The 18,490-nt window shown below is 47.4% G+C and carries 15 protein-coding genes; 5 read left to right on the forward strand and 10 right to left on the reverse strand.

What is annotated here, in order from left to right:
• A partial coding sequence (locus KGF70_RS14315; RefSeq protein ID WP_216769230.1) for an APC family permease occupies positions 1-1,248 on the forward strand: 1,248 nt, incomplete at its 5' end.
• A 164-nt stretch (positions 1,249-1,412) separates the two neighbouring features.
• On the opposite strand, the gene KGF70_RS14320 is transcribed toward KGF70_RS14315, so the two are convergent.
• The 3 genes from KGF70_RS14320 to KGF70_RS14330 form a co-directional block, all read right to left on the reverse strand.
• Positions 1,413-2,663 (reverse strand): MFS transporter, encoded by a 1,251-nt coding sequence (locus tag KGF70_RS14320; protein WP_050340399.1) that lies wholly within the window; start codon positions 2,661-2,663, stop codon positions 1,413-1,415.
• 5 nt (positions 2,664-2,668) lie between these two features.
• Positions 2,669-3,961, reverse strand: coding sequence for an alkaline phosphatase family protein (locus tag KGF70_RS14325; protein ID WP_216769229.1), 1,293 nt, complete (start codon positions 3,959-3,961; stop codon positions 2,669-2,671).
• A 124-nt stretch (positions 3,962-4,085) separates the two neighbouring features.
• A complete protein-coding gene (locus KGF70_RS14330) occupies positions 4,086-4,916 on the reverse strand; it encodes an alpha/beta hydrolase (protein ID WP_216769228.1) in 831 nt (276 codons plus the stop codon).
• Positions 4,917-5,090: 174 nt separating this feature from the next.
• Between KGF70_RS14330 and KGF70_RS14335 the strand changes: the two genes are divergently transcribed.
• Complete coding sequence (locus KGF70_RS14335; protein WP_050340391.1) at positions 5,091-5,810, forward strand: UTRA domain-containing protein; 720 nt, start codon at positions 5,091-5,093, stop codon at positions 5,808-5,810.
• A gap of 453 nt (positions 5,811-6,263) precedes the next feature.
• On the opposite strand, the gene KGF70_RS14340 is transcribed toward KGF70_RS14335, so the two are convergent.
• The 7 genes from KGF70_RS14340 to nrdD form a co-directional block, all read right to left on the reverse strand.
• On the reverse strand, positions 6,264-8,957 hold the full coding sequence (locus KGF70_RS14340; protein WP_216769227.1) for a collagen-binding domain-containing protein: 2,694 nt from the start codon (positions 8,955-8,957) through the stop codon (positions 6,264-6,266).
• A gap of 374 nt (positions 8,958-9,331) precedes the next feature.
• The gene (locus KGF70_RS14345) at positions 9,332-9,574 is read right to left on the reverse strand and encodes a cytochrome b5 domain-containing protein (protein ID WP_065674859.1); all 243 of its coding nucleotides are present in this window, start codon (positions 9,572-9,574) and stop codon (positions 9,332-9,334) included.
• Between the two features lie 521 nt (positions 9,575-10,095).
• On the reverse strand, positions 10,096-10,629 hold the full coding sequence (locus KGF70_RS14350) for a PTS glucose transporter subunit IIA (RefSeq protein ID WP_050340195.1): 534 nt from the start codon (positions 10,627-10,629) through the stop codon (positions 10,096-10,098).
• Positions 10,630-11,076: 447 nt separating this feature from the next.
• The gene (locus KGF70_RS14355; protein ID WP_050340194.1) at positions 11,077-12,210 is read right to left on the reverse strand and encodes a GGDEF domain-containing protein; all 1,134 of its coding nucleotides are present in this window, start codon (positions 12,208-12,210) and stop codon (positions 11,077-11,079) included.
• Positions 12,211-12,225: 15 nt separating this feature from the next.
• Positions 12,226-12,906, reverse strand: coding sequence for an EAL domain-containing protein (locus tag KGF70_RS14360; RefSeq protein ID WP_050340193.1), 681 nt, complete (start codon positions 12,904-12,906; stop codon positions 12,226-12,228).
• A 210-nt stretch (positions 12,907-13,116) separates the two neighbouring features.
• A complete protein-coding gene (gene nrdG, locus KGF70_RS14365) occupies positions 13,117-13,698 on the reverse strand; it encodes an anaerobic ribonucleoside-triphosphate reductase activating protein (RefSeq protein WP_050340192.1) in 582 nt (193 codons plus the stop codon).
• Positions 13,631-15,853 carry an anaerobic ribonucleoside-triphosphate reductase gene (gene nrdD, locus KGF70_RS14370; RefSeq protein ID WP_216769225.1) on the reverse strand — a complete coding sequence of 741 codons (2,223 nt, stop codon included), beginning with the start codon at positions 15,851-15,853 and terminating at the stop codon, positions 13,631-13,633. Before nrdD ends, nrdG begins: the two co-directional genes overlap by 68 nt.
• Positions 15,854-16,312: 459 nt before the next feature.
• On the opposite strand from nrdD, the gene KGF70_RS14375 reads away from it, so the two are divergent.
• From KGF70_RS14375 to KGF70_RS14385, 3 genes are all read left to right on the forward strand, one after another.
• A complete protein-coding gene (locus tag KGF70_RS14375) occupies positions 16,313-16,786 on the forward strand; it encodes a hypothetical protein (RefSeq protein ID WP_050340190.1) in 474 nt (157 codons plus the stop codon).
• 129 nt (positions 16,787-16,915) lie between these two features.
• Positions 16,916-17,326 carry a peptide deformylase gene (locus KGF70_RS14380; protein ID WP_050340189.1) on the forward strand — a complete coding sequence of 137 codons (411 nt, stop codon included), beginning with the start codon at positions 16,916-16,918 and terminating at the stop codon, positions 17,324-17,326.
• Between the two features lie 46 nt (positions 17,327-17,372).
• Positions 17,373-18,374, forward strand: coding sequence for an FAD:protein FMN transferase (locus KGF70_RS14385; RefSeq protein WP_105961579.1), 1,002 nt, complete (start codon positions 17,373-17,375; stop codon positions 18,372-18,374).
• Positions 18,375-18,490 lie beyond the last annotated feature (116 nt).

The following is an 18,490-nucleotide window of genomic DNA, read 5'->3' on the forward strand; positions in this document are numbered from 1 at the left end:
GTCCCAATCGCACCAATGGGAATCTATGGATCTGTGATTTCTGTTTCACAAGGGATGATTGCGCTCACCTATGCGATTGGGATGATTGCCATGTTTTTTACCGCACTAAGTTATGGACAGATGTCACGTGCGTTTCCAGTCGCTGGATCTGTATATGCTTACGCAAAACTTGGTATCAACAAAACGATTGGCTTTTTATCCGGTTGGATGATTATTTTAGACTACATCTTCGTTCCTGCCCTACTGTATATCATTGCCGCTAACTCGCTAAAATCCCTGCTCCCAACGGTTCCAACTTGGCTGTGGTTAATTGGCTTTATTGTCATTAACACCCTGATCAATGTTCGGGGGATTGCTTTTACCGCTATTGCCAATCGTATTTTTTTGATTGGCGAGCTGATTGTACTGGCCTTTTTCATTATTCTTGGGAGCTACGGTCTGTTTCACGGTGCGGGTAATGGCTTTACCTTGAAGCCATTCTACGACGCCAGTCATTTCAATCTTCAATTTGTCATGACCGCAACCTCTGTAGCAGTCTTGAGCTTTTTGGGATTCGACGGCATCAGCACACTCGCAGAGGAAACGACTGGCGGAAACCGAGCAGTAGGTAAAGGAATCCTATGGTCGCTACTGATTGTTGGCGTTCTTTTTATCATTCAAACTTATCTAGCCGCCCTAATCGTTCCCAACTGGCAGTCTTTCAGTGACTTAAATACTGCCTTCTATGTCGTTGCCGAAAAAGTAGGTGGTCATTTTCTAGCTTACCTGACCACAATTGCAACTATTCTATCCTGGGGATTTGCAAATGCGTTGGCCGCACAAGCCGCAATTTCGAGAATTTTGTTTGGGATGGCTCGTGATCACAACCTTCCTGGAATTCTTGCACGTGTGCATCCGCGATTTAAAACACCTTATATTAGTACCCTACTAGTCGCCGTCATCTCACTCATTGTTGGCTTAATTTTTATGAACGATAGTGGGACGCTTTCCGAAATCGTTAACTGTGGCGCATTAACCGCCTTCTTAGTGATTCACGTAGCGGTGATTAATCACTTCTTCATCAAACAACATTCGCGGGACTATTGGCACCACTTACTCGTTCCAATTATTGGCTTCTTAATCATCGGTTTTGTTATGGTCAACCTAAATATTTTAGCTAAGGAAATTGGCGGAATTTGGCTGCTCATCGGTGTTGGTTATTACGCTATTCTCCGCTTATTACAACGAAATACTGAAATGAATTTGTAAACATTGGCTTATGTTGTGTACAAAGGGACTTCTCCGCACTGGAGAAGTCCCTTTGTGTTTGATACTGATATAAATTTGGAAGCTGGTAAAAGCTTAAATTGGTAAATATAATTCATCAGAAGTTGCCAAAGTTGGCATTTTCGGTGAGCCTAGTATCATTACCATCACACCGACTTATTCTGATTCAAATGCGGCAACGCCAAGAAAATCGCCAAACCAATGACGAATAGAATGCTCAACGAGGCTGCACCAATCGTTGATTTACCAGTCATCTGGGTCACGATACCGACCAAGACTGGTCCCATGACGGCTGAAAACTTACCTAAAATATTGTAGAAACCAAAGAATTCGCTACCGCTAGTCTTTGGAATCAACCGGCCAAAGTAGGAACGGCTGAGGGCTTGAATCCCACCCTGACTCGTTCCAACCAATACGGCCAAAATCCAAAAATCAGTGGCAGTCGTTAAGCGCAAGGCGTATAAGCAAATTCCCAAGTAAATGAGAATGCCTAACAAAATCCCGGCTCGAGTCGACGTTTTGTTGGCCAACCAGCCGTACAGTAGCGAGAATGGGAAAGCGACCAACTGAACGACCAACAATACTAGCATCAGCGTGGTCGTCGTGATTCCCATGTCCATCCCAATTGAGGTCGCCATGGTGAAAATCGTATCGACGCCATCAATATAGAAGAAGTACGCCACCAAGAACCAGGCGGCGGCCCGATAATTGCGGATATGCTTCAAAGTCGACCATACTCGCTGAAAACTAGACCGTACTGGATGGGCACTCGGCGCTAAGGCGTATTTTTGATGGACATTTCTAAGCAATGGCACGTAGAAGATAATCCACCAGACCGCGGCGAGCACGAAACTACTGCGGGCCACGCCGTAACTGGAAAGTAGGCCAAAGCCACTCGTGAGTTGGAGGACTAAGAACAAGATAAAGGCGAGCACCCCACCGAGGTAGCCGAAGCCATAGCCGTACGATGACAGCCGGTCCATCTGGTCATTCGGTGCGACATCCGTCAGAAAACTATCGTAGAACAGATTACCACCCGAATAGCCAATGATTGACAGGATATAAATGCCTAACAACCACTTCCAGGCACTGGTCGGCGCGACACTTAAACCAAGTGTCATCACCATGCCGAGCGTGGAAAAGATGTTCAACATCCGTTTCTTCGCATGCGGATAGTCCGCTAACGCCCCCAGCACCGGCGCTAAAATCGAGACCAATAACGTCCCGATACTGTTGGCATAGCCCCAATATGCCGTCGCGTTGGCGGGTGTGACCCCATTACTCTGGGCAACCGCCTTAAAGTAAACGGGCAGGACCGCCGTTGTGACAATGATTCCGTAGCCGGAGTTGGCCCAATCATAGAAGATCCAACTCCACTGCTGCTTATTAAATTTCATCTATTTTACTCCTTGAAAATGTCGAGTTGTTGACCAGGCATTGGTCCTGCAAACTGTAAGCCGAGCAACTTGGCAAAGGTCGGTGCTTCATCAACCAAGTTCGCTGAATCAATCGTGGCGCCCGCCTTGACAGCCGGTCCGTTGAATAACAGCGTCGTTTGATAATCTGGCTTGGTTGGATCGTAGCCATGAACCCCATGATAGCGGTCAGGTTGGCCCAACGTATCTGGATGGACCGGTTCGACCACGAGCGGCCGGCGACTTTCATCCGTGAAGTAGTAGCCTTCCTTAGCCTCCACCATCAACGCGCACGCTGGGTCAGCCCCACGTTGCGCCGCTTCAGCACCCGTAATGATGGTTTCGACGCCTTCGACTTGACTGACTAATGAACGCAATTCATCCAATTCGTCAAAACCAGGCCGGATATAAATGTAGGTCGAGCCATCCGCCGTCTTCGCCATGACCTGCCAATCATTTTCAAAGGTTTGGTCCTGACGAGGCGTCAGCCAGCCGCGTTGTGCGAAGAGCGTGTTCAAATGAATCATGTGATCGACGTTGATTTGATAATGGTCGCCTAAGATGACAAAGTTGGTGTCTTCAAACGTCCCGGCACGCTTGGTGGCTTCAATCAGCATACCAACATGTCGGTCTAACCGTTGAAGGGCCGCCATTGCTTCTTTAGAACGCACCCCATAGCGATGGCGCATACTGTCCATGTCGACTAAGTGAATCATCGTGAGGTTTGGCCGTTTGTTGGTCAGCGTGTCGACCGCACAAGCCGTAATGAATTCATCCAATTGTGGCTGCTTGATACCATTCCGCAAGTGCCCGTATTTATGGTTCATTTCTAGTAAGAACAGTGGCGAACTCGCTTTGAGTGAGACGAGCACTTGGTTGGTCCAGATCCGGTTTGGGAATATTTCAGCGAGGTTGTATGTAATCTTGCTTCCCGCCGTGACTGGCCATAAAAACGCGGCCGTTGTTAGTTTTTGCTGCCGCGCTAAGTCATATAATGTCGGCACCTGCACGTCTTTTTGATACCAATACCAATCAGGCGAGCGGCGCGTTGGTTGTAATTTCGTATTATTGACGATTCCATGCACATTGGGATACTGACCAGTAATAATCGTGGTATGTGACGGATAAGTCAGTGTTGGATAAATCCCAGTCACTGATTTAACCCACGTACCCCCAGTCATTAGGCGATTCAAAACGGGCAGTTCTGCTTGATGCTCGCGCAAATCCCGAAAACCCAAGGCATCCAAGGAAATAATCACAAGGTGTTGATTAGTTGCCATCTACTATCGCTCCTCTTTATAAGCTTATTCGTATTATTATACCGCAGAACATTAATTCGTGTCAGGGGCGTTGACAAAAAGAGCGCCCGACCAGACAGTCTCCTGTCGACGGGCGCTGCTATCGTCAAAATGTGCCTGCTAAAATATCGCGTTCTTGCAACCAAGCTAAGGCCAATTCTGGCCACTGAGCAGCTTGCACATTCAAATACTTGGTCTTACCTGGTTTCTGAGTCACGTGGTTAGCTAGTGCCAACCCATGAATCCCGCTACTAAATAGATGGTACGCGGTCGGAACCTGGTATGCGAGCAAGGCTTGAACGTACGCCAGTGAATTTTGCGGTGGCACCAGTTCATCGGTGACGGTCTGCCAGACAAACGCAGGTTTACTGGTCGCCGTCACTAATTGCTGGGCCGCCCACAATTGCCGATCAGTCGTAATTTGTTCTCGCTCAGCCGCAGTCGTTGGAAAACCAGCTTGTAGGTCAATCACTGGATAGCCAAGAATCACGGCGGCATGGTGCCCCGCATACTGATCTAGCTGAAACTGGGCACGTAATTCCGGTTGCGTCGCGACCCCATTAAACGTCGCCACCACGTGTCCGCCAGCCGAAAAGCCGGCGAGTACGATGCGCTGCGTGTCGATATGATGCTGGGTCGCCTGCTTGGTCACCCAATCGATAGTTGCGGCTAATTGCTGTAGTGCCGCGGGATAAACGGTCTTATGCCCCGCAATCAGCTGATAGTTCAACACGATGGCGTGCATGCCGGCTGCCACCATCCGCGCCGCAATCGGTGCCTCCTCACGTCCAGAATGGTACGTAAACCCACCACCTGGACATATGATCATCAGCGGATAATCCACGGCTGTTTCAAAATCACTGATTTGGTCTAGCCAATAGGCGGTGACTTGAAACGGCTGCTGAGCCGCATTCAATGTTTGTTGTTCGATTTGCATGTTCCCCATCCCCCTCGTACTGACCACAACTTGTGTTCGCTTACATTATATGTGGCATTTGCGTGACTGTCAATTTATATTCGAATAAATATCAATATTTATTCGGTTATTTACACCAAATCAATAATTATTTGGTATAATTAAATTAATCACAAACAGAACGAAGGTGCTTGTATGGCTAACGCATCATTTAATGAAATCTATCAAGCTCTAAAGGAACGAATTCTCGCAGGACGCTATAGTGTCAAAATGCGGCTACCGATTGAAGATGAATTGATTGAAGAATTCCACAGCAGTCGCTATGCCGTCCGCAAGGCGATCGCACAGTTGGCCGCTGACGGATTAGTATACTCCGTCAAGGGCCGCGGTGTTGTCTTACTGGAACATACGCCCCAAACGCAGCAGTTTAATCTGGCCCTAAATAATTTGAACGGGCTACAGAGTCTGAATGCCGAGCGTCATCTGGATTACCGGACGGACGTGGTCAGCTTCCAACGGCGAATCGTCGACCAAGCGCTCAGTGCCCAGACGGCGTTCGAAGTTGGTATCCCAGTCTACGCCATTCAACGGGTTCGAGTCGTTGATGGCGTCCGGGCCGTCCTCGATATCAACTACTTTAATGCCCAGCGCATCCCCGAGTTGACCCAGGAAATCGCTGAGCAGTCGATTTATCGTCACTTTCAAAAAAGTGGGCTCAAAATTGCTGTCGTTAAGCGGATGTTACGGGTCGAAACGGCAACCCCACTCGACTATCAGTTGCTCGCACTCGGTACGAATAACTGTGTCGGCAACATGATCAGCATTGCGTTCAACGACCAGGGCCGCCAGATCGAATACACTGAATCCCACTTTATTCCAAACGAATTTAACTTCAATGAATTAATTCGTAATTGAACCTTACCAACTGACAGATCCGCAGGTCAATCACTGACCTGCGGATTTTCTTTGACCCCATTGACTTTAGACCATCTCGAATTTGTCGGCAGTCAGGTTCGGAATAGATTTCAATATAATTGCTAAATATATTCGAATAAAAGTTGACTAATTCTCAAGAGTCTTTATAATAATTATCATAAATACTAATGGGGGTTAGTATTTAGACCACGCTTCACTAGTGGCGCATTTGGGGTCAAAGGATTAGGTCGCTCATGGAGTAGAGAAAATTGAGCGTCACTAGACCAATTTGGTTTAGTGACATTTTTTTGACAAAAATACGGCTGATAATGCCATTTATTTCTGCATTATCAGCCGTAGCTATCAAGGTTCCCTGTCACTGGTTGTTGGTTATCAAGTCAAAACTTGATGACTGGCAGCAGCGATTCTAGAACCACGATTCACTTATTTCAATTAGTTTTGCCGTTTACGTCGGCTGGCGTAAGCACCCAGCATTAACGTGCTTGCCAAGGCAATTCCAGCTAAAGAAATGGCTTGATTCGACGTCTCACTCGTTTGTGGCAACGACTTGCCTTGTGCCACTGCTAAGGCCGCCGCAACTTTGGTCCGAAGTGCTTGCAATTGTGCAACTAACGCTGAATTGTGATGGGCTTTCGCTTGTGCAATCGCCTGATCGATCAAGTTCAGTAGGGTCTCTTCATCATTGATCTGATCACCGATGACCGCTTCTTTTTGGACTTCTTCGAATGCCGTTTCTAGTTCCTCAACGGTTTCGTCAGTGACCCATCCAGCGTCGATTTCATTTTCAACTTCATCGACGATTTGATCGACAATTTCATCAGGTTCCACGCCCGCTTCAATCTCGTCTTCGATTTCATCCTCAAATTCTTCTTCCGCTTCTTCGGCTTCAGCCTCATCGTCGATTTCATCAAAATCAGGCATTTCAACGTCAATGATTGGATGTTCTGGCTTCTGATACTCAACTTCGTCTGGCGCCTCTTCGTCCGGTTCTTCAGGCTCCTCGACTGGTTCTTCTTCATCAGGCGTCTCTTCGTCTGGAACTTCAGGTTCTTCGACTGGCGTTTCTTCGTCAGGCTCGACTTCTTCTTCATCTTCATCAAAGTTAGGCATTTCAACATCTAACGTCGGATGAACTGGTTTTTGAAATTCTGGTTCTTCTGGCTCATTAGGTTCTGGTTCATTAGGCTCCGGCTCGTTCGTGCCAGGTTCTTCTGGCTCACTAGGTTCAGGTTCATTCGGTTCCGGCTCGTTCGTGCCAGGTTCTTCTGGCTCACTAGGTTCAGGTTCATTCGGTTCCGGCTCGTTCGTGCCCGGTTCTTCCGGATCAATAGGCGCTGGGCCCCCTGGTTCAACAGGTTCTGGGTTCTCCGGTTCAGTAGGGTCCGGTTCGTCCGTGTCAGGATCATTTTCATTATCAACATTATCCTGGAGGTCCCAACGGTGGGTTTCTGCTTTAACATTGACTTTGTTGGCAATCAGATTACCATCGATATTTTGATTGGCATCAATTTCTGCGGTGGGTGCTAAGATACTGCCTTGGAATGGCCGGTCCACACTGATAACGCCGGTAGCCAATTTGTCACTAGCCGTCGAATCATAGAAGTTCCAGAGTAAGTGATTATCCCCAAAGTCTTCCGTTTCCTGGTTATTCCATTCCGTGCCGTCATCGTAAATGATTTTGATTTGCGAATTGACTTGATAATTGGTGCTGCCGGCCGTATCAACGTTAATAATGACCGTATTACCGTCCGGATCCGCAGATAAGCCCTTGATTGTCAGCGGTGTGCTCGTATTGAGAACATCCGCGGATAAGTTGATGACAATATGGCCGTCAGCGTCCGGTTCCATATCCGTGACGTCGATGACCCGCTGATTCATATCATCAAAACTATCGTTAGAATAAGTGGCTTCTGGAGTTTGTTCACTCAAACTGGCACTGAGTTTTTCCAGCTTAGCAAATTCCGCGTCAAAATCAATATAGACGTTGCCATCTTTATCTTGATAAACTTCAGACGCCAGCAAATGGTCGATATAAACGCCGTTGACCATTGGCCGATTAGGATTGGAGACATCGATATCGATATTTTCGCCAAAGATGACCTTATTACTACGAGTTTCACCAGCCGAGACAAACGAACTACCGGCAATGTTGGTGATATTTTGAATGTAAGAAATATCCTTATCCAACAATTCTTCAATGATATTCGTCCCAAAGTTAACGTTGCCGACTAGGTTTTGAACCGCAATATTCCCATTAGTGTGCGCGTGCAGTTCCGCTTCGCGAGCAAAAATGTGAAATTGTGACGAGACCCCGAGCATGTTATGTAAATCAGGATAGTCGTCCGTGACATTGCCACCATCCGCCACCGCATCATTGGCCTGCGTCACAGCCTGGCTAAGCGTCGTCGCAACGGTTTGCGCACTAACCATTTGAGCAGTCGTCTTGGCTGAATTCGTGGTAGCGGTTGTATCATTAGTATCCGTGCTGGTCTCAGCGGCAGTGGTATCGGTGGTTGCCGTTACTGCACTGGCTGTATCAGTGTCCGTCGTTGCGGCTTTTGCATTGTTACTATCAGTGCTGGTCGTATCGTCAGAATCTGCGCTAGTCGACGATTTGGTCGCGTCAGTATCCGTGCTAGCCTTGGCAGCCGTGGTCGTGGCCGTCGCATCGGCAGCCGTTGTCTTAGTCGTCGATTTGTCCGCCGTATCAGCTTGCTTAGTAGTCCCCGCTACTGACTGGGTCGTCTGCGAGGTTGTTGACGAAGCATCAGTCGTGCCGCTGACCACTTTTTGGCTGTCAGATGACGAGCTCGCCGTCGTTTGCGTCGCATCATCGTCAGTTGTTGCGGTTTGAGACGCCGTATCGGTGCTTGTTGCTTGATCTGACTTGCTAGTATCAGTCGTCGCGTCAGACGCAACCGTCGTCTTCAACGTTTGGCTTTGATTGTTCACTGACTTATCAGTCGTCGCACTGGTTGTGGCTGCAGCGGCCGTATCAGTGTTGGCCGTGGTTGAATCCGCCCGCGCCCCAAGCGTTGTGAGTCCTAATGTTAAGACCGTCGCACAGGCAAATACCCACCGACGGCCAATCTTATACATCTTAAAATGTGTTTGTTTACGTTCCATCGTGAACCCCACCTAATTTCTTTAATTAGTTATCCTTTAATTCAAACTCTATTTTCACGCTATTGTACACAACATTCAACCATTTATATAATTTATTTTATATTGCAGTATAAATAGTCAAGGTGTTAACATAACCACTACACTTACTACCGCTGATAACACTGGCTTAACGGCGTTATTACTACTTTAATAACGGCTAACAAATATGAGATTATGACAATAAGCCGATAAGAATCACATCATTTAATGAGCAGTTCAAATGTAACCCCACTGATTCCAACGACAACCTCATGCACGTCTGTTCATCAATTAGACGCTCCCCTCAAAAAAGGCATCATAAAAGACCAGCTGCTAGGCAACTGGTCTTCGTTAATTTAATCAGCCACGTACTGGCCAACCACTGTCAAATTATTCAATACTTTACGACCGTGTGGGGATTTCGTGTCAATGACCGTTGTTAATTCTTGACCGGCAAGATTACCATGATGCTTACCACCGGCCCATGCTGCAACCCCCGTTACATCATAAACAACACCATCAACCGCCACATATGCGGGTTGACCATCTTGACCATTATATTTGGATAATTCAGTCTGGTTAAATGTCATAGCGCTCATCCGAATCACTCCTTCACAGTTTATCTTCATGATAAGCTGGACTACCAAGTAAAAGCAAGCGATTCGCCTTTAACCAAACTTTCGTACATTCATTAGGTTTATACGCGACGTTAAACCACTGCCCAGGTCGTTATACCCCCATAACCACCTGAGTAACATTGGCCCTAACCTTTGACCGTCGTAATTCTAGAAACCGAACTGTTGCCTGAACGGGCGTCAATCACGACCGTCCCAGTTCAGTTTGTTAAATAGCAGCTGTGCAGATAAGTCTACCAAAACTTAGTCGCTGACCAATGACTGCTATTCCTACTGATTTACCTTAATACCTTAATACCATCAGCGACGCCGTGTCTGTCAACACGACGACCTTGTGAACCAATCCCGAACAACGCCGGGACTGCCCCTATCTGCGTTATACAAAACGCACACCTCAGCCACTACTGTCCATATTAGGACTGCGTCGAAGCGTGACGTCTAGACACACCCCGTATCTAGGAACGTCGATTGCTTATTGTCTGACATTAATCCCAGCTCGGTGGTCCGATCGTTGCGACCCGGTGATTACCAGCCATGCTAGTCGTAATGCCTGAAATCACAGTACCGGTTGGATCGACATGATTGCTCGCGACCAGCAGACGTTCACGTCCCTGGTCTAATGCGCGTTTGATCGTCAATTTGAGCGCAGTTTCGACTGGCTGCAAACGGCGTGCCAGTATTGAAACCAGATTCGCGATCACTTGTCCTGCAACCACGGTGTCGCCTGGTTTGACTTTAAAATCAATCATCGATGATTCCAGTTGATTTGTTAACTGTCCGATTCGTAACCAGCCGACCAGGCCATTCGTGGCACGAAAGCCGACCCGCCGTTCATCGACAGCCACAGCGGTGATGACCCCACCAAAGGGCGCAACGATTTGGTCGGTCACTGGGAATATTTGTTTTTTAAACCCAAGTAGCCCATATAGATGTACCGTGTTGGCAAGCGTCGTCACACTAATAATCTGGCGTTTGACCGGCGCAACTACGGGAATCAATGAGCTGATAACTACTGGCACACTTCTCACTTCCTTAATCATTAAATGATGTGTCGACTACTGAACCTCACGCTGATAATCTGCTGCCAAAAAACTTGCCCTCAACCGAGTGTAAATCAATTAGTTCAAGCCATTGACTGTTATCCTTTCAACATAAACTTTACCATAATAAAACCAGAATACCAGCATAATCAACAGTTTTAACGGTAGTTTGAGCCTGCAGAGGTTCATTCGTAAACTCAATTAACGAACAAGCTATGAAGCGCTTTATTCACTAACGCCGCAATACCGGAAATTATCGGCAGAAGTCAGAATGCCCGTATCAGCCATCTGTGGACAGTCAAGCGACATCCCACTATCGACTTTGAATTGAGCGTAAAAAAAAAGTAACCTTGAATGCTGAAGATTCAAAGTTACTATCATTGACTTGCTTATTAAAAAGTGTAATGACCAACTGACCATCGATTATCACTGATCAACCGTCACACGCATGCGACCATGGCGTTTTGAGAAATACAGATTCTGGTCGACCCGATTATAAAAATCGACGGGGCTGTCATCCGCTTGATGCAAGGTTGACACACCGACCGATATCGAGACGGCAATTTCTTGGTCACCGTACTTAACGACCAAATGATTAACTGCTGCAAAAATCTGCCGAACAATGGCACGCGTGCTGACTAGATCATAGCCAGGAAATAGGACGTTGAATTCCTCGCCACCCGTCCGATACAGCTTAACCTTTGGATCATTTTCGCTCAACACCGTCTGGACGGTTTCCGAGACTTCCTGTAAGACGCGGTCACCAGCCAAGTGACCATAGGTATCGTTGACGTGCTTGAAGTGGTCAATATCAAACATCATCATTGATAAGTTTAAATTATTGGCCGTACTGTCATCAAATAAATATTTGATATGCTCCGTGTAGGCCGCGAAGTTCTCCGTTTGCGTCAATGCGTCGTGGCTGGCAAACTGAGCGAGTCGCAGTTTGATCTCACTATCCTGTGTCAGCATATTGACGTAGGCGTAGAGTAAACCGGCAAAAATCAGCAGGTATCCGTACTCCTGTAACGTGTTCTCCCAGCTCAGCGAGTACTTGACTTTAATCAAGCCCCACAAGACACCGCCGAAGAAGCCAACCGTCCCGTAGTAATAGACCCAACTATGCGCATGCTTCTGCACCCACAGCCGTAAGTAATTCAGGCTCCAGAAGAAACCCACGAACACGGCCGCATAACTCCAAGATTCCCAGAAGAAAATCGATTGGTCGAAAACCATGTACACAATGACCACTGGTAACAATGTGTAATACGGCATTCGAATGTTGAGGAAGAAGGCACAGAAGATGACGGCAATCAGGTGAAAGTTCACAAACTCCCAACTATTCGCCTGGCCGATGACCGACAGTTGCATCACAAATACGAAGACCAACATGTAGATGACGCCATGCCAAGCATTGATCGTATCATCATCAATGTTAATGTGACGGGCATGGAACCAGGACGTAATCCAATTGAACAGTACCCAGTAGAGTGTCAACACCCCGAGGATAAAAAAGATACTTGTTACAAACGGCGAAATTCGCCAATAAGACCATGTCATTGTCAGGACCCTTTCCTAGCAGCTGCCATTTACGAATTGACAATCATCAGCAATCAAGCGAGGCTTGCCATAGTAATAGCCTTGATGGCGCTCGATGCCTTGTTGTTCCGCCATTTTTTGATCCTTTTGGTCTTCGACACCTTCCAGAATGAATTCTAAATGGTAGTCCTGTGCCACATCGCGCCAAAACGCCACTTCACGAGGAATACGTTCGGCTTGTCCGCTCATCCGCAGATTTTGCATGGCAAATTTGATTTGATCAACAAATGGTAATGCATGCTGAATGTTTTCAAATGTGTTAGAGCCAGTCCCAACGTCATCGATACTCAGTTTGATCCCATACTGATGAAAGAAGAGGCTGTATTTCTGAATTTCGGCTAATGACGGACTTTCTGTTAACTCAATCGTTAGCGCAGCCGGATTGAGCCGCTTTTTGAGATAAATAATCGTTCCTAACATTAAGTCATCTTCCGCCTGCTGACGGTTGAGATTCAAGGCCAACACTTGATTGGTCGCCTTAGTCTTCAACTGTCCGGCTAACTGTGCTAACAAGTCCGCTTGCTTGTCTAACGGTAGTTCAGTGAATGATTGCGGTACTGCCCAACGACCATCCATTTCTTTACGCAATAATAATTCGTACCCAAACACGGCCCGACGCCGCTGGTCAACTTGAGGTTGAACAAAGAAACGATACATTCACGAAACCTCGCTTTAATTAGATTCTTTATGTCAATATATATTGACTACTCCTGTAAAATATAACCGCTTTTAACTAAAATATCGAGACATAGTTGCAGACATTAACCAAAAAAATAATCAATTCTAATATGTAACCGTTATATTTAGTCCACGACAAAAATGACGTCGTAACAACTAAGTTACAACGTCATTTTTAATTGCTCAATTTTATTTAACCAACTTATCCCAGATAACGACATCGCCAGTTGACAATGATTTAGGGACATCAATGATGCGCTGATTGGCACTCCCACGGAACTGCAGTGAGAGATCCATCTGGTCTTGCAGAAAACGACCATCGACCAAAATATCAATCAGCGATAGCATCTTTAATTTGTCTTCCGAATCCTGTTGAAGCTCATCCCAAGTGTACCCAGTCCATGACCAGATGTCCTTCGTATGGCCAAATTCGGCGCGGACCCGTTCACAGATGCGGATACCGACTTGCGTATTTAAAAACGGTTCGCCGCCGAGCAAGGTCAGGCCTTGCACGTACGACTGACTAAGGTCCTCGATAATCTGGTCTTCAAGCTCAGTCGTATAGGGCTGCCCATAGTGAAAATTCTGAGCGGCGACATTATAACAACCGGGACAATGAAAGGGACAGCCACTCAGATAGAGACTGCAGCGGACCCCTTCCCCATCAACAAAGTTAAATGCCTTGTAATCAGCAACATATTGTTCACTTAAGTCCTTTGCCAGCCATTCTTTGGGCATCGGATTGTTTGGTCCTTTCGTAGCGCGCGGCATTTTTAATCATCTCCGGAGACATATTTTTAGCACGGGACGCGATCTCAACGTGACGACCATGAACCATTGGCCGTTGTTGTGGGTTACCGAGGTAGCCACACGTCCGTTTGACCACATCACAATATTTCGGGTCATGGTTGCCACATTCGGGACACACGAACCCACGGGCAGTTGCCTTAAATTCACCCTTGAACCCACACTTGAAACATTGGTCGATGGAAGTGTTGGTCCCGAGGTAACCGACGTGGTCATAGGCCCAATCCCAGACTGCTTCTAGGGCCTTAGGATTCTGCGTCAGATTTGGATATTCACAATAATGAATGAAGCCACCCGAGGCGTACTTCGGGAAGCGTTCTTCTAGCGTCAGCTTATCAAACGGGGTCGGGTGTTTGCGGACGTCATAGTGGAAACTATTCGTGTAGTATTCCTTATCCGTAATATCCGCGACCCGGCCGAACTTGGCAATATCGTCGCAACAGAAGGTATCGGTCAACGATTCAGCTGGCGTAGAATACAAGCTGTAATGGTAGCCACTTTCAGCCGCCCACTTAGCACACTTGTCACGTAAGGCCTTGACGACCGTCTCGGCAAACTCGCGAGCATGCGTATCATTTTCCCAGTCAGGACCGAAGAATGTCGTGCAGACTTCATAAATCCCGATATAACCGAGAGAAATCGTCGCCCGTTGATTCTTGAAGAGTTCGTCAACGTTACCACCGGCTGGCAACCGTTTGCCAAATGCTCCGTACATGTACAGTAACGGTGCGTTTTCCGGCTTAGCCTGCTTCGTCCGTTCGATTCGGTAAGCTAGCGCTTCATGACAAGTCTGCATCCGCTCTTCAAAAATCTCCCAGAACAGCTGTTGATCTCCATGAGCAGCGAGTGCGATGCGTGGCAAGTTGACCGTTACCACGCCCAAGTTCATCCGACCAGAGTTGACTTCCACCCCGTTCTCGTCACGCCAGCCTTGCAAGAAGGAACGGCAGCCCATCGGTGTCTTGAAGCTCCCAGTCAATTCCTTGATTTTGTCATACATCAACAAATCTGGATACATCCGCTTCGTCGAACATTCGATGGCCAGTTCCTTAATATCATAATTCGGGTCGTTGGGACTGAGATTCAGGCCGCGCTTCATCGTAAAGATTAATTTGGGAAAGATTGCGGTCCGATGTTCCTTACCGAGACCCTTGATTCGAATCTGGAGAATCGCCTTTTGAATCTCGCGTTCGATCCAGCTCGTCCCTAAACCAAAGTTAACGGTCGTAAACGGCGTCTGCCCTTGTGATGAATATAATGTATTGATTTCATATTCCAAGGCCTGCATTGCATCGTAGATATCCTTTTTCGTCTTGGCCTTAGCATAGGCTTCGCGCTGGTCTTCAGCGACCCACTTTTCAGCATCCGCCAAGTGTTTTTGATAATTAATGGCCGCATAGGGGGCTAACAACTGGTCGACCCGGTTGGCAGAACAACCACCGTATTGCAGCGACGCAACGTTGGCAATAATCTGGGCCATCTGGGCTGTAGCGGTTTGAATCGACCGTGGCGAGGCAACTTCCGCATTACCAATCTTATAGCCGTGCTTGAACATGCCGTCAAAGTCAATCAGACAGCAGTTCGTTTCAGGCGTGACCGGTGAATAATCGAGGTCATGCCAGTGAATATCACCACGTAAATGGGCCTTAGCGACTAGATCTGGCAACATCTTCAGACCTAGTGCCCGACTAGCAGCGCCGGCTTCCAAATCACGTTGGGTATTAAAAATCGTACTATCTTTATTTGCATTTTCATGCACAACGCTGGCATCGCGTTCGAATAATTTTTCAATCCGTCCCTGCACATTCGTTGCCGCCGCAAAGCGTTCTTGTTCAGCATCAAAGTAGTCTTGATAAGCTTGGGCCGCTTGAGTCAAGCCCTGAGCATTCAAGATCTGCATCAATGTCGTCCGGAGTTCCCGGGTGTCAATGCCGTCCGCATCCCGATAATAAGCGACTAGGGCTTGCTTCACGACGCGCACCTCATCCTCAGTCGTTAATAACTGGTGTAAGACAAAGTCTAATTTATAGGGGTGAAACTTGGTTTGTGCTCCGCCCCGTTTCGTGACCGGTAGTGGCCGTAATTCGTCTAAAATATCCTTAGTTGTCGTTGTCAGCATCTTACATTCCCCACTTTCCAAAGTCATCAAGTCCATACAATTGATAGTACGTTCAGTTTGAATCAATACTATATATAGTAGCTCATTTTATTAAAAATGCCTATGGCTCAAATCGCCTGATAAATACAGTTGCGTACAGCAAGACTCACTAGCCATCGAATTGGCGTAGTTTTGGAATATTTTAAAATTATTTTCTGTATCAGTTTACACTTTCATTATGAATATTTAGTCAATATTCTTAACCTTCAATCGAACGCCCGTCTTAGTGGCTTTCACGTTTTTTCATGACCAAAAACGGTCGAGATCATTCGCCGCCAATTAAGCACAATACAATCAAATCGCTTAAAATTAATTATTTCACGATGAGTATGACAATTTAGTTTAAATAAGATGACATATTCGCTATAATGGTGAATAAGCCCTACAGGGGAAAATGGGCATTTGGAGGAGAGAATAATTATGCAAAAAATTAGAGGCATAATTGTGGGATTACTGCTTAGCGGTCTACTCGCCGGGTGCCAATCAAAGACATCACCTACCGCTAAGCCGGTTCAACCAACAACGTCAACAGTCCATGCCGTGCAATCCGTCACGTCCCGCGACTTTTTAGGACGCTGGGTGAGCAAAGATCCCGCAACGAGCCTATATCTGAATACCGAACACCAGCTTGGCTTGTTTCAAGCCGGTAAATCACCTGCGCGCAACCATACTGATTTCAAGCTGGATGAGACGCAGCTGACTGTAAAAATCAAGCAGGCGACCGCCGTGCTAACACTCAATAATGCTAACAGTATGACGCTCGATTATCAGGGAACGGCGACAACCCTGGTCAAAGATCCGAACTGGCGACCGAATCGGAGTAAGATACCAACCACGACGACTCAGGCCTTAAAGACCAGCAGCCTCACGCCGACTTTTAAAGTTAATAATTAAGGACTTCGTACACCCCACGCGATTCTGTCTGCGTGGGGTGTTTTGAGTTCACACCTGCAGAACGGCTTGCTTCTCGGTGAACCGCTCCCTATAATTGAACTAATAAACCCACGATATGGAGGAACTGATATGATTCGACCCATTGTTCACGACCCCGCCGCATTAAGTGTCCCCGCGACGATTGCCACCCCGGCCGACGCACCGGTCGTCACCGACTTACTGGAAACACTGGCCGCGCACACGGATAACTGCGTCGGCATGGCCGCCAACATGATTGGCGTCAACAAACAGATTATCGTTGTCCAACTAGGCCCATTTGCGATTGCAATGATCAATCCTAAAATTATTGACCACCACGGTGCTTACGAGACAACTGAAGGCTGCTTATCGTTACCAGGCGAACGGTCCACGCAACGTTATCATCAGATTACCGTGAAATATAAGGATCAACATTTCAAGCCCCAACAACAACGGTTCAACGACTTCACTGCTCAGATCATTCAGCATGAATTGGACCACCTAGCGGGAAAACTAATTTAGTTCAGCTTACTGAACAAGCTGGCATTTCAGAGATAGGACTGGTATTATGACCACTTTAACTTATAACGACGACCCCGCGATTCCAGCATTTGCACAACAGCGGCGCCATCAAGCGCACCACGCACTCGGAACTGATATTGACCTGACTTTGTTCGGCAGTGATAGCGACCGTTATTTGACCGCCGCCTGCCAACTAATTGACCAGTATGAGGACCGGCTCACCGTTAATCGCACCGCTTCTGAAGTCATGGCGATCAACCATGCCGCCGGTCAGCATCCGGTTCAAGTCAGCGCGGCGACTTACAGCCTCGTCCACCAAGCCGTCGAACTCAGCCGCCAACACTTCGGCTTTAACGCCTTGATTGGACCTTTAGTGAAGCTCTGGCACATTGGCTTCGATAATGCACACGTTCCTGAACAAGCAGAGATCGACGCCCGTTTGGCCTTGATCGACCCGAATCAGGTTGTCTGTAACGACGCCGATTTGAGCGTGTTTTTGAAAGTGCCCGGCATGGAATTAGACCTCGGCGCGATTGCGAAGGGCTACATTGCCGACCGTATCCAGGATTACTGGGAAGCCTTCGGACAACGCGCCGGCATGATCAACCTGGGCGGCAACTTGCTGATGGTCGGCGATTCACCGCTACATGCGGATGGCAAGTGGCGCGTGGGGATCCAGGACCCAACGACTGACCGTGGTAATGCGATTGCCAGTATTACAATTGGCGCTTGCTCCGCTGTCACAAGTGGCATCTATGAGCGTCACCTCGAATTCAACGGCCAATCGTATCACCACATTCTCGACTCCAAGACCGGTTATCCCCGTCAAAACGACCTGGAAAGTGTCACGGTCTTTACGAAAGCTTCCATTGATGGTGAGATTGAAACGACCCGCCTCTTCTTTGCCGGACAACCCCTCCCTGGCTGGGCCGCCGACCGACCAGATATTTACGGGGCCATCTTCGTGACGAAGCAACGAGAGATTCAAGTCGTCGGGCTGCCTGCCAGCAGCGTGACTTTATTGGATAAGCGATTTAAGTTGATTTAGGCCTGCCCTGACCTTGCAAGTCGTTGGCCACAGAATAAGCGTCCATCAATTGTCTCTTGTCAGCCGACTAGTATCTATAGCATAGGCTTTTCATTGTCATGAGCTTGCTTGGCTAA

The organism is Lactiplantibacillus sp. 7.2.4 (assembly GCF_018991185.1).
GTDB lineage: Bacteria > Bacillota > Bacilli > Lactobacillales > Lactobacillaceae > Lactiplantibacillus > Lactiplantibacillus pentosus.